Raw genomic sequence first — 12,231 nt, 5'->3', positions numbered from 1 at the left:
TGTTCTCTTTATTATTTGGAAATAAAATCTTGTCCCGTCATTGCCAGCCAACCGACGCGCAATGCGTCCATGGTCTCCCGTACATCGTGTACCCTGATGATGCGTGCCCCATGCTGCATGCCGATAAGGGCGCATGCCAGACTGCCCGCCAGACGCTCATCCACCGGACGGCCCAGCAGGTTGCCTATCATAGACTTTCGCGACATCCCCACCAATAGCGGCAAGCCATAATCAAGCAGTTCCTTTTGAGCAGCCAACAGCTGATAGTTGTGTGCAAGGGTTTTGCCAAAGCCATATCCCGGATCCAGCAACAGCTCTTCACGACGGATCCCGACCGCCAGACAAGCCGCAATACGCTCATCAAAGAAGGCGCGTACCTCCCCGATCAGGTCGTCATAGTGCGGCTCGACTTGCATGGTTCTCGGCTGCCCCTGCATATGCATCAGACAGACCGGAACCCGCGCTTCGGCCGCGGCCTGCAGCGCTCCAGGCTCTTGCAGCGCCCGCACATCGTTGATCAGATGGGCACCCGCCTTGCAACCCTCCCGCATCACAGCCGCTTTGGAGGTATCGAGGGAGATCATCACATCCAGCTCACGAACCATCTGCTCCACAACAGGAATGACCCTGTCCAGCTCCTCCTGCTCGTTCACATCGGGCGCACCAGGGCGGGTTGACTCGCCACCGATGTCGATGAGGGTCGCACCGTCAGAGACCATCTGGCGCGCATGGGCCATTGCCCGTTCAAACTGGTTGAAATTACCGCCATCGGAGAAGGAGTCGGGCGTCACATTGAGGATCCCCATCACATGGGGACGATCGAGGGAGAGGCTGAGCCCCTTGCTGGTTAACTGCATTTTCACGTCCATCTGATAAAGAAAAACCCCGGGCAAGCCCGGGGTTTGGAGAGTCACAATTATTTGGCCGGAGCATCGTTGGCTTTGTCGATAGTGACATCCGCCACCGGTGCAGCCTCATCGGCAGGCTTGGCCTCGGCAGCCACGGTGGAACCGCCTTGCGGGGTATCACCGTGCTCGTCATGCCAGTTGCTCGGAGCACGTACCTCGCGACGCGCCATCAGATCATCGATCTGTTTGGCGTCAATGGTCTCGTACTTCATCAGCGCATCTTTCATGCTGTGCAACACGTCCATGTTATCCAGCAGGATCTGCTTGGAACGGGCGTAGTTGCGGTCGATGACCTGCTTGACCTCGGCATCGATCACGCGAGCGGTATCGTCGGACATATGCTTGGCCTTGGCCATGCTGCGACCGAGGAACACCTCGCCATCTTCTTCCGCGTAGAGCATCGGGCCGAGACGCTCGGACATACCCCACTGGGTCACCATCTTGCGAGCGATGTCGGTGGCACGCTCGATATCGTTGGATGCACCAGTCGATACCTTCTCGGCACCGTAGATCAGCTCTTCTGCCAGACGACCGCCATACAGACTGGAGATCATCGACTCCAGATGCTGCTTGGAGTGGCTCCAGCGATCCTGCTCCGGCAGATACATGGTCACACCCAGCGCACGACCACGCGGAATGATGGAGACCTTGTAAACCGGGTCATGATCCGGAACCAGACGACCAATGATGGCGTGACCGGCTTCATGATATGCAGTCATCTCTTTTTCGGACTCTTTCATCACCATGGAGCGACGTTCCGCACCCATCATGATCTTGTCCTTCGCCTTCTCGAACTCGGCCATGGAGACCACTCGGCGGCTCTCACGGGCAGAGAAGAGGGCAGCTTCGTTGACCAGGTTCGCCAAATCCGCACCGGAGAAACCGGGGGTGCCACGGGCAATCAGCGCCGGATTGACGTCATCCGCCAACGGAACTTTGCGCATGTGCACTTTCAGGATCTGCTCGCGACCACGGACATCCGGCAGACCGACCACAACCTGACGGTCGAAACGGCCCGGACGCAGCAGTGCCGGATCCAGTACGTCAGGACGGTTGGTGGCAGCGATGACGATAATGCCTTCATTGCCTTCAAAGCCATCCATCTCGACCAGCATCTGGTTAAGGGTCTGCTCACGTTCATCATGACCACCACCCAGACCGGCGCCACGCTGGCGACCGACCGCATCAATTTCATCGATGAAGATGATGCAGGGGGAAGATTTCTTGGCCTGTTCGAACATGTCACGCACCCTGGAGGCACCAACACCGACGAACATCTCTACGAAATCGGAACCTGAGATGGTGAAGAACGGCACCTTGGCCTCGCCCGCAATGGCCTTGGCCAGCAAGGTCTTACCGGTACCGGGAGGACCAACCAGCAGCACACCTGTCGGGATCTTGCCACCCAGTTTCTGGAATTTGCTCGGGTCGCGCAGATAGTCGACCAGCTCCTTCACCTCTTCCTTGGCTTCATCGCAACCTGCAACATCAGCAAAGGTGGTCTTGATCTGATCTTCGCTCATCAGGCGAGCCTTGCTCTTGCCGAACGACATGGCACCTTTGCCACCGCCGCCCTGCATCTGACGCATGAAGAAAACCCAGACACCGATCAGCAGCAGCATCGGGAACCAGGAGATGAAGATAGAGGTCAACAGAGACGGCTCTTCCGGCTTCTCGCCCATCACTTTGACATTGTGATTGAGCATGTCGTTGAGCAGCTGGGGATCCGGCGCAGGGATGATGGTGGTGAATCGTTCACCAGTACGCTTGACGCCATTAATGACCTTACCGTCCATCCGCACTTCACGGATCTGCTCTTGGGTCACCTCTTTAACGAAGCTGGAATAGTCCAGCTGGCGACTGGTGGTATCGCTGGGGCTGAAGCTATTGAACACCGACATCAAAACGACGGCGATGACCAGCCACAGGATTAAGTTTTTCGCCATGTCACTCAAATCAGTAACCTCGCAGACTGACAGTTAACGATGAAGGTTAGGGTACTACAGTTTAAAACCGGTAGCCACAATGTAGACTTCCCGTGATCTGGCGCGGGATGAGTCTGGTTTACGAATTTTGACAGCGGAGAAAAGTTTACGAATTTCATTGAGATAGGCATCAAAGCCCTCTCCCTGAAACACCTTCACTACGAAACTGCCGTCACTACGCAATACCTGATTGCACATGTCCAGCGCCAGCTCGACCAGATACATGGCGCGAGCCTGATCCACCTGCTGGGTACCGCTCATGTTGGGCGCCATATCAGACATCACGACATCGACCTTGTCGGGGCCCACTCGTTCCAGCAAGGCGCCGAGTACAGTTTCCTCCCGAAAGTCCCCTTGCAGGAAATCGACACCAGCAATGGGATCCATCGGCAAAATGTCACATGCGATGACGCGACCCGAATCACCAACCTGTTCAACCGCGAACTGGGACCAACCACCGGGGGCTGCACCCAAATCCACTACGGTCATGCCATGTTTCAGCAAGCGATCCTTGCCCTGGATCTCGTCAATCTTGAAAACGGCACGAGAACGCAGGCCCATTTTCTGGGCTTTTTTGACGTATTGATCGTCGAAATGTTCTTTTAACCAGCGAGTTGAACTGGGGGAACGTTTTTTCTGGGTCATGATAATCGACTTTAAAAAACCACAAGGGTTATTAGTATTAAGGGCTAAGTGGGGGTAGAATACGCCCCTTTCAACCCTGACTTATGAAGAAATTGCGATGATTCTCAACAATAAACAGAAACAGTACCTCAAGGGCCTTGCCCATAGCCTCAAGCCTGTCGTCCTGCTGGGTCAGCATGGTCTGACCGAAGGTGTACTGGCCGAGATCGATCTGGCACTGAACCATCACGAGCTGATCAAGGTTAAGGTTGCCTCTGAAGATCGCGAAATGAAACAACTGGTTATGGATGCAATCGTCCGTGAAACCGGTTCAATCAAGGTGCAAAGCATGGGTCATGTGCTGACCATTTATCGTCAAGCCAACGAACCCAAAATCCAGCTGCCCCGCAAGTAAAAGGAAAGAGCATCGCTCTTTCCTTATTCCACTTCTTCCCGAGTCGCTTGCCAAAGTAGTCGCAAAGCCCTTAACCTGCGATGAATACTTCCGGACACGCATTATGGCTCACCATCCTATTCTGACCGACGATGAGCTGGCCATGCTGCGGGACTTGGGGAGCAATCAGGACACCCATGTTCTGAGTGGTCACCTCGATGCCCCCATGCTTGGCTTGCTGCAAAAAGCCGAACACCTTGTACTCGAAGCCCGCTTCGCAGGCCATCAGCTGCGTTTTCCCCTGAGCTTTACCCAAGGGGAAGATGGCTTCGTCGAGCCCCGGTTATCTGCACCGGTCATCAGGGAGCTGGGATTTGCGCAACCGCGCGCCTGGCGTCTCACCCAAAAAGCCAAACTTTGCAGCGAGCTGGGCCTGTTTCAGGTACTCAGCCTCTCCCTCAATGGACTCATCGTGGAAAATTTGCCAACCGACATGGTGGCCGATACCCCCATCAACGGCGAGCTCTGCATCGAGCAAGAGGCCCCTCTTCCACTGCAGGGACGACTGGTAAGGCGCATCAAAACCAATGCCGACCATGCCACCTGGGCGCTGAGCTTTCAAATGAGCGAGAGCAACATAAAACGGCTGCGCCACTGGTTGTTTCAGCGCCATCAGGACGCCTTTACCGAGGCGTATCTGTCCTGATTTTTATCAATAATCACATAGATAAAGACAAACAGGGGAGCGCAAGCCCCCCTGTTTCATCGTCTGTAGCATTCGCTTAGATATAAGCAACTTCCATCACTTCGTATTCCACATCACCGCCCGGCGTCTTGACGATTGCAACATCGTCCACTTCCTTGCCAATCAGGGCGCGGGCAATGGGGGAGTTGACAGAGATGAGGTTCTGTTTGATATCAGCCTCATCATCACCCACGATGCGGTAAACCACCTCTTCCTCTGTCTCGCTCTTGAGCAGAGTCACAGTCGCGCCAAAAATCACGCGGCCGTTGTTGGTCATCTTGGTGACATCGATCACCTGCGCATTGGAGAGCTTGGCTTCAATCTCCTGAATGCGGCCTTCACAGAACCCCTGCTGCTCGCGAGCGGCATGGTATTCGGCGTTTTCCTTCAGATCGCCGTGCTCACGGGCATCGGCAATCGCTTCGATAATCTGGGGACGAAGCTCGGTCTTGAGATAATCGAGCTCTTCGCGCAGCTTCTCAGCACCGCGAACAGTCATCGGAGTATGATTCATAGTCGAAACCTGGGTTGCTTGAAAATAGAAACTGCGGCCATCTGCAAGGAGGCCGCAGCAATCGGTTCGGATGAGGCATCTTAATATGAAGCCAACACAAAATCCACGTCAGCCCCCTGATGCAGATCCCACTTGCGTCATCGATATTACCCTCGCTTACTTCCCTTCCGGTACGGAAATGGGGGCCGAAACAGTCGGTTTGCCCTGCATGATGGCGATCTCCACCCGCCGGTTCATCCGACGATTTTCCGGGGTCGTATTGGGCACCAATGGTTGGGAGTCCGCCATCCCCTGCACCACCAGTCGCCCCTGATCAAAACCGGGGACCTTCAGCATCTGGTGCGCCACCGCAACCGCCCGTTGCGACGACAGCTCCCAGTTGGACTGGAACAGCTCATCTTCGGTCGCCACGTTGTCGGTGTGACCGGAGATGGTAATTTCACCGGGCACATCCTTGAGCAGGGTCGCGACCTTGCGAATGACAGGCCAGAACTGGGGTTGCAGAAATGCCGAACCGGCCGGGAACGACGCTTTTTCCCTGATCCGGATGATGATCTGCTGGCCCAGCGCCTCAATTTCGATGGCACCGTCCTGGATCTGATCTTTCATCTGCTCGGCGAGGGCTTTGGCCAGGGTATTGGACTGTTCTTGCGCCTTCTTCGCATCCTGCGCGGTATCGCCCCCCGTCTGCTTGCCATCACTCTGGTCCTGACCACCGGCCTGATCCGACTCGCCGGGCAGAAACTCCAGTTCGGTCTGGGTCAGATCGATGGTCTGCTGCATCACGGTATCAATCGGCGTGGGCTCAGGGCGACCGGGCCTGAACTCCTGGGCAATCACCGAGGTTCCCTTGGGAATATCTTTCACCTCAAGGATATTCTGCACTCCGAAAGCATTCTTCATAGAGCCCGCGATCTGCTTGAACTTAAGTACATCCATCTCGGCAAAGGAGAGCAACAGCACGAAGAAGCACATCAGCAGCGACATCAGGTCGGCAAAGGTGCCCATATAGGCAGGAAGACCGGGGGGGGGACATTTGCAGCCAGACATGGTGCCTACTCCGCGCCGGTATTGCGTTTGGACTGGCTCAGATAGTTCTGCAGCATGGACTGGATCACCCGCGGGTTCTGACCATCCTGAATCCCCATTATGGCATCAAGGATCAGGGTACGACTGAGCTTCTCCTCCCCGCTGCGCAGCTCCAGCTTGTCAGCAATAGGAATAGCGATCATGTTGGCCTCAATCGCTCCGTACAGGGTGGTAAGCAAGGCCACCGCCATTGCCGGACCGATCGACTTGGGGTCACTCATATTTGACAACATAGCCACCAGGCCCACCAACGTACCTATCATCCCCATGGCAGGGCCCAGATCCCCAAGGGTACGGAAGACCTTGATGGCAATGACATGGCGCTCGGCTGTCAGGTCGATATCCTTTTCCATCACGGCACGCACCACTTCGGCATCGTGACCATCCACCAGCATGTCGATCCCTTTTTTCATAAATGCATTGGGGATCTCTGCAGCCTCCAGTGCCAGAAAGCCACCTTTGCGAGCCGCATCAGCCAGTTCAACGGCTTTGGCGATCAAATCGTCGAGCTTGTCGCCCTTGTACATAAAGGCTTTGCCCGCCACCTTGAAAGCCAGAAAAAACTGCCCGATATTGAACTTCATCATGGCGATAAAGATTGAGCCAAGAATAGTGATATAGACCGATGGCATATCGATAAACATGCTCAACGAGCCACCAAGGATCATGCCGTAAATCACGACACCGAATCCTAAAACGATACCTAACAAGCTCCCTAGATCCACGTCCCTACTCCTGTCACCGGTTCTTATGTCTATTTATAGTCTGTTGAATTTTCTGCTATTGCGACCCATGCGGCAAGCATGCATCCACTGAGAATGATGGCTCATTATCGGCCAGTTTAGCGAGAGTTTGAGGGGGCAATGCTTTTCTGCCTCCCCCCTGTGGACGGTCGATGTTAATATAAGCCGTTTTTTTCAATCCCCGAGGATGGACATGGCCAGTAAAAAAATCGACCGTCTGAGTTTTGATGCCACTCTGGAAGAGCTGGAAACCATCGTTCATCAGCTGGAACAAGGTTCCCTACCCCTGGAAGAGGCACTCAAGCAGTTCGAGCAGGGCGTTCATCTGGTACGGGCCGGTCAGCAGAAGCTGGAACTGGCCGAACAGAAGATCCAGATCCTGCTCAGTCAAGCCGATGGCAGTGACCAGCTCGCCCCCTTCCAGCCAGAACAAGGAGAGGAGTGAGTGGCGCTGGACCATTTTTCCCGTCTGCATCGTCAGCGTATTGACGACTGTCTGTCAGCACAACTTGAATCCTTGCCCGCCATGGCGCCGCGCCTGCGCGATGCCATGAGTTATGGCCTGCTGCTGGGCGGCAAGCGGGTTCGCCCGTTTCTGGTCTACGCGGTCGGCGAGATGCTGGGCGTCAAGAGCGAACTGCTGGATGGCCCCGCGGCTGCCGTGGAGTGCATCCACGCTTACTCCCTGCTGCACGATGACCTGCCCGCCATGGATAACGACGACCTGCGTCGTGGTCAGCCAACCGTTCACAAGGCGTTTGACGAAGGAACCGCCATTCTGGCCGGTGATGCACTGCAGACCCTGGCGTTCTCCATTCTGGCCGATCACCCCATGCCCGACTCCTTGATGGCCAACCGGGTGCGGATGCTGAGTACCCTCGCCCGCGCCTCCGGCTATCTCGGTATGTGTGGCGGCCAGGCGCTGGATCTGCAGGCCGAAGGGCGCCAGATCACGCTTGCCGAACTGGAGCAGGTACACCGCCACAAGACCGGTGCGCTGATTGAATGCGCCGTGGCGCTCGGCGCCCTGTGCAAAGCCGATGTCGATGACGCCACGCTGGCTGCACTGCAAACCTACGCCGCCGCGATTGGCCTCGCCTTTCAGGTGCAGGATGACATCCTCGACATCACAGGTGATACCGCCACCCTGGGCAAGCCACAAGGTTCTGACCTGGCGCTGGAGAAAAGTACCTATCCGGCCCTGCTCGGACTCGAAAATGCCCGTGAGCTGGCTCGCGAACTGCATGGGAAAGCCTTAACAGCCCTGCAATCCTTGCCCTACAATACCGACATTCTGGAAGCGTTTGCCGATTACATCATCGAGCGAACCCACTAAACGCTGGATAACAGTAACAATATGAGCGTTGATATTAGCAATTTCCCCAACCTGGCCCTCGCGGACACTCCGGTCGAGCTGCGTTCCTTGCCCAAAGATCGGCTGCCGGTGCTGTGCAACGAGCTGCGCGAATATCTGCTGCGCTCTGTCAGCCGCTCCAGCGGACACTTTGCCTCCGGTCTCGGCACGGTCGAATTGACCGTGGCCCTGCACTACGTCTACAACACCCCGTTCGATCGGCTGATCTGGGACGTGGGCCATCAGGCCTATCCCCACAAGATCCTGACCGGGCGCCGTGACCAGATCCACACCATCCGGCAGAAGGATGGCCTGCACCCCTTCCCCTGGCGTGGCGAGAGTGAATACGACGTGCTCTCCGTCGGCCACTCCAGCACTTCCATCGGTGCGGCGCTCGGTATGGCGGTCGCCGCCGAGAGTGAAGGGCTGGGTCGCAAGGTCGTTGCAGTGATCGGTGATGGTGCCATTACCGCAGGGATGGCCTTTGAAGCGCTCAACCACGCTGGCGATGTGCACAAAGACATGCTGGTGATCCTCAACGACAACGAGATGTCCATCTCCGAGAATGTCGGGGCGCTCAACAACCATCTGGCCCGGGTCATGTCAGGCAAGCTCTACACCACCATCCGCGAAGGCGGCAAGAAGGTGCTGGCGGGTCTGCCGCCGGTCAAGGAGCTGGCCAAGCGGGCCGAAGAGCACCTCAAGGGGATGGTGGTGCCCGGCACCCTGTTCGAGGAGTTCGGCTTCAACTATATCGGCCCCATCGACGGCCACGATATCGAGGCACTGGTCGAGACCCTGCGCAACATGCGCAACCTCAAGGGCCCGCAGCTGCTGCACGTCAAGACCAAGAAGGGCAAGGGTTACGAGCCGGCGGAGAAAGACCCCATCGGTTATCACGCCGTGCCCAAGTTCAATCCGGACGAGTGCGCCCTGCCCAAGGCGAGCAGCGCCAAACCCACCTTCTCCGCCATCTTTGGCCAATGGCTGTGCGACATGGCCGCCAAAGACGAGAAGCTGGTCGGTATTACCCCCGCCATGCGCGAAGGCTCCGGGCTGGTGAAATTCAGCCAACAATATCCGGATCGCTACTTCGATGTGGCCATTGCCGAGCAACATGCAGTCACTTTCGCCGCCGGTCTTGCCATCGCCGACAAGAAGCCGGTGGTCGCCATCTATTCGAGCTTCCTGCAACGCGCCTACGATCAGGTGATCCACGATGTGGCGCTGCAAGATCTGCCGGTGCTGTTTGCCATCGACCGGGCCGGTCTGGTGGGCGCCGATGGCCCGACCCATCAGGGGGCGTTCGACATCAGCTTCCTGCGCACCGTGCCCAACATGGTAGTGATGACGCCATCTGACGAGAGCGAATGCCGCCAGATGCTCTATACCGGCTATCTCCATCAGGGCCCTGCCGCAGTGCGTTACCCACGCGGCAGCAGCCTGAGCGATGCCCCCATCTCATCAGAGATGCAGGCGCTGGAGCTTGGCAAGGGGCGTATCCTGCGAGAAGGCAAAGGCACCGCTATTCTGGCGTTTGGCACCCTTCTGCACCACGCCAAAGCGGCCGCCGAAGCGCTGGATGCCACCCTGGTGGACATGCGCTTTGTCAAACCGATGGATGAGGCACTGGTGCTGTCGCTGGCAGCCAGCCACGATCAGTTCGTCACCATCGAAGACAACGCCATCATGGGCGGCGCCGGTTCGGCTGTGAACGAACTGCTGATGCGCAGCAAGCAGTGCAAGCCGGTGCTCAACCTTGGCTTACCGGACCGCTTCGTTGAACAGGGTACCCAGCAGGAGATCTATGCCCTGCTCGGTCTGGACGATGCAGGCATCCAGCGCAGCATCGAAAGCTGGCTGAAAGCCTGACCTGCTGCTAGTTAAAGAAGATACAAGAAGGGCGCCTGATGGCGCCCTTCTTGTATCTTCACTTCTGACCGGAGTTAACCCTTGTAAATCTTCGGGTTAAACACATCCCGCAGCCAGTCGCCCAGCAGGTTGATGACCAGCACCAGCACCACCAGACAGATGCCCGGGAAGGCGGTGATCCACCAGGAGCCGGAGAAGATGTAGTTGAAGCCGACGCTGATAAGCGAACCGAGCGAGGGCTGATCAACCGGCATCCCCAGACCAAGGAAGGAGAGCGCCGCTTCACTCATGATGGCGTTGGCCACCTGCACGGTGGAGATCACCAGAATGGGCGACAAACAGTTGGGCAGAATGTGGCGGAACATGATGCGCGGGGCGCGGAACCCCATCACCTTAGCCGCTTCCACATACTCCTTCTTCTTCTCCGCCAGCACAGAGGCGCGCACAGTACGGGCGTACTGCGGCCACTCGGCGATACCGATGATCACCACCAGCATCATGATGGCGAACTTCGAGTAGAACTCGGAGCCAAAGGTTGCCTGAAAGATGGCGGAGATGATGATCGCCACCATCATGGTGGAGAACGACAGCTGCACATCGGCAAAGCGCATCAGCAGGTTGTCGATACGACCACCGAAATAACCGGCAATCAGACCGATGACGATACCGAGCACCAGCTGCAGCGCCACCGCAAACAGGCCGATGGTGAGGGAGATACGGGCGCCATAGAGGATGGTGCTCCAGATATCCCGCCCCTGGTTGTCGGTACCGAGCCAGAAACGCTCCTCGCCGCCTTCGAGCCAGGAGGGGGGCAACTCGGCATCCATCAGATCAAAACTGGTCTGGTCATAGACGTTGTGCGGGGCGAGCCAAGGCGCCAGCAGCGCCGCCAGCACAAATACCACGAACACCGCAAAGCTGAACATGGCTACCTTGTCCCGCAGGAAGTAGTAGACGATGTCAGAGTTCTTGAATCGTGCCCAACGGCTTGGGCTTGCAGTTACAGCGTTACTCATGCTTACCCCTTGGCAGTCAGGTTAACGGTCGGGTTAATCAACCCGTAGAGCAGGTCGACCAGGGTATTGGTCACCACGAAGATCAGTCCCACGAAGATGACGTAGGCGGTGATGAGGGGCGTATCGACCCGGTGGATCGCCTCGAGGAACAGGAAGCCGGTACCCGGCCACTGGAACACGCTCTCGGTCAGGATGGTGTAAGCCACCATGGTGCCGATCTGCACCCCGCCGACGGTGATGACCGGCAGCATGGTGTTCTTCAGAGCGTGCTGATAGTAGACCTTGTTGTTGTCCAGCCCCTTGGCGCGGGCGAATTTGACGTACTCGGAGGAGAGCTGCTCCAGCATCTCGGAGCGCACCAGCCGGATAAACAGCGGCAGCATGATGGAAGAGAGGGACACCGCCGGCAGGATCAGATGCAGGATACCGTCCCAGGTGAAGAAGCCCGACTCCCAGCCCAGCAGGTTACGGGTCTCGCCGCGGCCATAGGCAGGCAGCCAGCCCAGCTGGATGGAGAAGAGGTACATCAGCATGATGGCGGTCAAAAATACCGGGATCGAGATGCCGATACTGCTCCCCGCCATGATGATCTTGGTGGGAATGCTGCGCGGGCGGATCGCCGAATAGACACCGAGTGGAATGGAAACCACCACGATGATGAGCGCGGCAGCAAACACCAGCTCAAGGGTAGCCACCAGCTTGTCGAGGATCACCTCGAGAGCGGGTCGCTTGAAGAAATAGGAGGTGCCCAAATCCCCATGCACCGCATTTTTCAGAAAGCGGCTGTATTTGATGAGGAAGGGATCGTTAAGGCCCATCTTCTCGCGCAACTCGTGACGCTGGGCTTCGGAGACGGATTGTCCCACCAGCTCACGCAACGGGTCACCCAGGTTGTCCTGGATGGAGAAGGCGACCAGGCTGATGACGAACATCACTATCACGGCCTGATAGAACCGTTTCAGCAGGAATGTAAACATGCTTGTCCTT

13 protein-coding genes are annotated in these 12,231 nt (G+C 57.0%); 5 read left to right on the top strand and 8 right to left on the bottom strand.

All coding sequences use genetic code 11. The features are described 5' to 3' along the window. Positions 1 to 11 precede the first annotated feature (11 nt). From folP to rlmE, 3 genes are read right to left on the bottom strand one after another with little or no spacing between them, the layout of a single operon-like run. The gene (gene folP, locus AB5Y83_RS11435) at positions 12 to 857 is read right to left on the bottom strand and encodes a dihydropteroate synthase (protein ID WP_139735747.1); all 846 of its coding nucleotides are present in this window, start codon (positions 855 to 857) and stop codon (positions 12 to 14) included. A 59-nt stretch (positions 858 to 916) separates the two neighbouring features. Beyond that, positions 917 to 2,863 carry an ATP-dependent zinc metalloprotease FtsH gene (ftsH, locus tag AB5Y83_RS11430; protein WP_005343537.1) on the bottom strand — a complete coding sequence of 649 codons (1,947 nt, stop codon included), beginning with the start codon at positions 2,861 to 2,863 and terminating at the stop codon, positions 917 to 919. A gap of 45 nt (positions 2,864 to 2,908) precedes the next feature. Next, positions 2,909 to 3,538 carry a 23S rRNA (uridine(2552)-2'-O)-methyltransferase RlmE gene (gene rlmE / locus AB5Y83_RS11425; RefSeq protein ID WP_005338828.1) on the bottom strand — a complete coding sequence of 210 codons (630 nt, stop codon included), beginning with the start codon at positions 3,536 to 3,538 and terminating at the stop codon, positions 2,909 to 2,911. A 97-nt stretch (positions 3,539 to 3,635) separates the two neighbouring features. On the opposite strand from rlmE, the gene yhbY reads away from it, so the two are divergent. Next, on the top strand, positions 3,636 to 3,932 hold the full coding sequence (gene yhbY, locus AB5Y83_RS11420; RefSeq protein ID WP_005338829.1) for a ribosome assembly RNA-binding protein YhbY: 297 nt from the start codon (positions 3,636 to 3,638) through the stop codon (positions 3,930 to 3,932). A 103-nt stretch (positions 3,933 to 4,035) separates the two neighbouring features. After that, a complete protein-coding gene (locus AB5Y83_RS11415) occupies positions 4,036 to 4,617 on the top strand; it encodes a PilZ domain-containing protein (RefSeq protein WP_368175184.1) in 582 nt (193 codons plus the stop codon). Between the two features lie 76 nt (positions 4,618 to 4,693). On the opposite strand, the gene greA is transcribed toward AB5Y83_RS11415, so the two are convergent. The 3 genes from greA to pomA form a co-directional block, all read right to left on the bottom strand. Continuing rightward, entirely contained in the window at positions 4,694 to 5,170 is a 477-nt protein-coding gene (gene greA / locus AB5Y83_RS11410) for a transcription elongation factor GreA (RefSeq protein ID WP_279488930.1), read from the bottom strand. A 156-nt stretch (positions 5,171 to 5,326) separates the two neighbouring features. After that, the gene (locus AB5Y83_RS11405; RefSeq protein WP_368175183.1) at positions 5,327 to 6,220 is read right to left on the bottom strand and encodes a flagellar motor protein MotB; all 894 of its coding nucleotides are present in this window, start codon (positions 6,218 to 6,220) and stop codon (positions 5,327 to 5,329) included. A gap of 5 nt (positions 6,221 to 6,225) precedes the next feature. Further along, positions 6,226 to 6,984 (bottom strand): flagellar motor protein PomA, encoded by a 759-nt coding sequence (gene pomA, locus AB5Y83_RS11400; RefSeq protein ID WP_005338837.1) that lies wholly within the window; start codon positions 6,982 to 6,984, stop codon positions 6,226 to 6,228. A gap of 211 nt (positions 6,985 to 7,195) precedes the next feature. On the opposite strand from pomA, the gene xseB reads away from it, so the two are divergent. The 3 genes from xseB to dxs are packed head-to-tail and all read left to right on the top strand — an operon-like array spanning position 7,196 to position 10,228. Next, a complete protein-coding gene (xseB, locus tag AB5Y83_RS11395; RefSeq protein WP_005338838.1) occupies positions 7,196 to 7,447 on the top strand; it encodes an exodeoxyribonuclease VII small subunit in 252 nt (83 codons plus the stop codon). Further along, positions 7,448 to 8,338, top strand: a complete 891-nt coding sequence (ispA, locus tag AB5Y83_RS11390) for a (2E,6E)-farnesyl diphosphate synthase (RefSeq protein WP_064338656.1) — start codon at positions 7,448 to 7,450, stop codon at positions 8,336 to 8,338. 21 nt (positions 8,339 to 8,359) lie between these two features. Further along, a complete protein-coding gene (dxs, locus tag AB5Y83_RS11385; RefSeq protein WP_368175182.1) occupies positions 8,360 to 10,228 on the top strand; it encodes a 1-deoxy-D-xylulose-5-phosphate synthase in 1,869 nt (622 codons plus the stop codon). A gap of 74 nt (positions 10,229 to 10,302) precedes the next feature. Here the strand turns inward: dxs and AB5Y83_RS11380 are convergent, their stop codons facing one another. Both AB5Y83_RS11380 and AB5Y83_RS11375 read right to left on the bottom strand, forming a co-directional pair. Beyond that, a complete protein-coding gene (locus tag AB5Y83_RS11380; RefSeq protein ID WP_040068611.1) occupies positions 10,303 to 11,244 on the bottom strand; it encodes an ABC transporter permease in 942 nt (313 codons plus the stop codon). 2 nt (positions 11,245 to 11,246) lie between these two features. Further along, positions 11,247 to 12,221 carry an ABC transporter permease gene (locus AB5Y83_RS11375; protein WP_005349514.1) on the bottom strand — a complete coding sequence of 325 codons (975 nt, stop codon included), beginning with the start codon at positions 12,219 to 12,221 and terminating at the stop codon, positions 11,247 to 11,249. Between the last annotated feature and the right edge of the window lie 10 nt (positions 12,222 to 12,231).

This window comes from Aeromonas sp. R5-4, from assembly GCF_040908215.1.
Classification (GTDB): Bacteria; Pseudomonadota; Gammaproteobacteria; order Enterobacterales; family Aeromonadaceae; genus Aeromonas; species Aeromonas veronii.
This window is presented reverse-complemented; position numbering and strand designations above follow the sequence as displayed.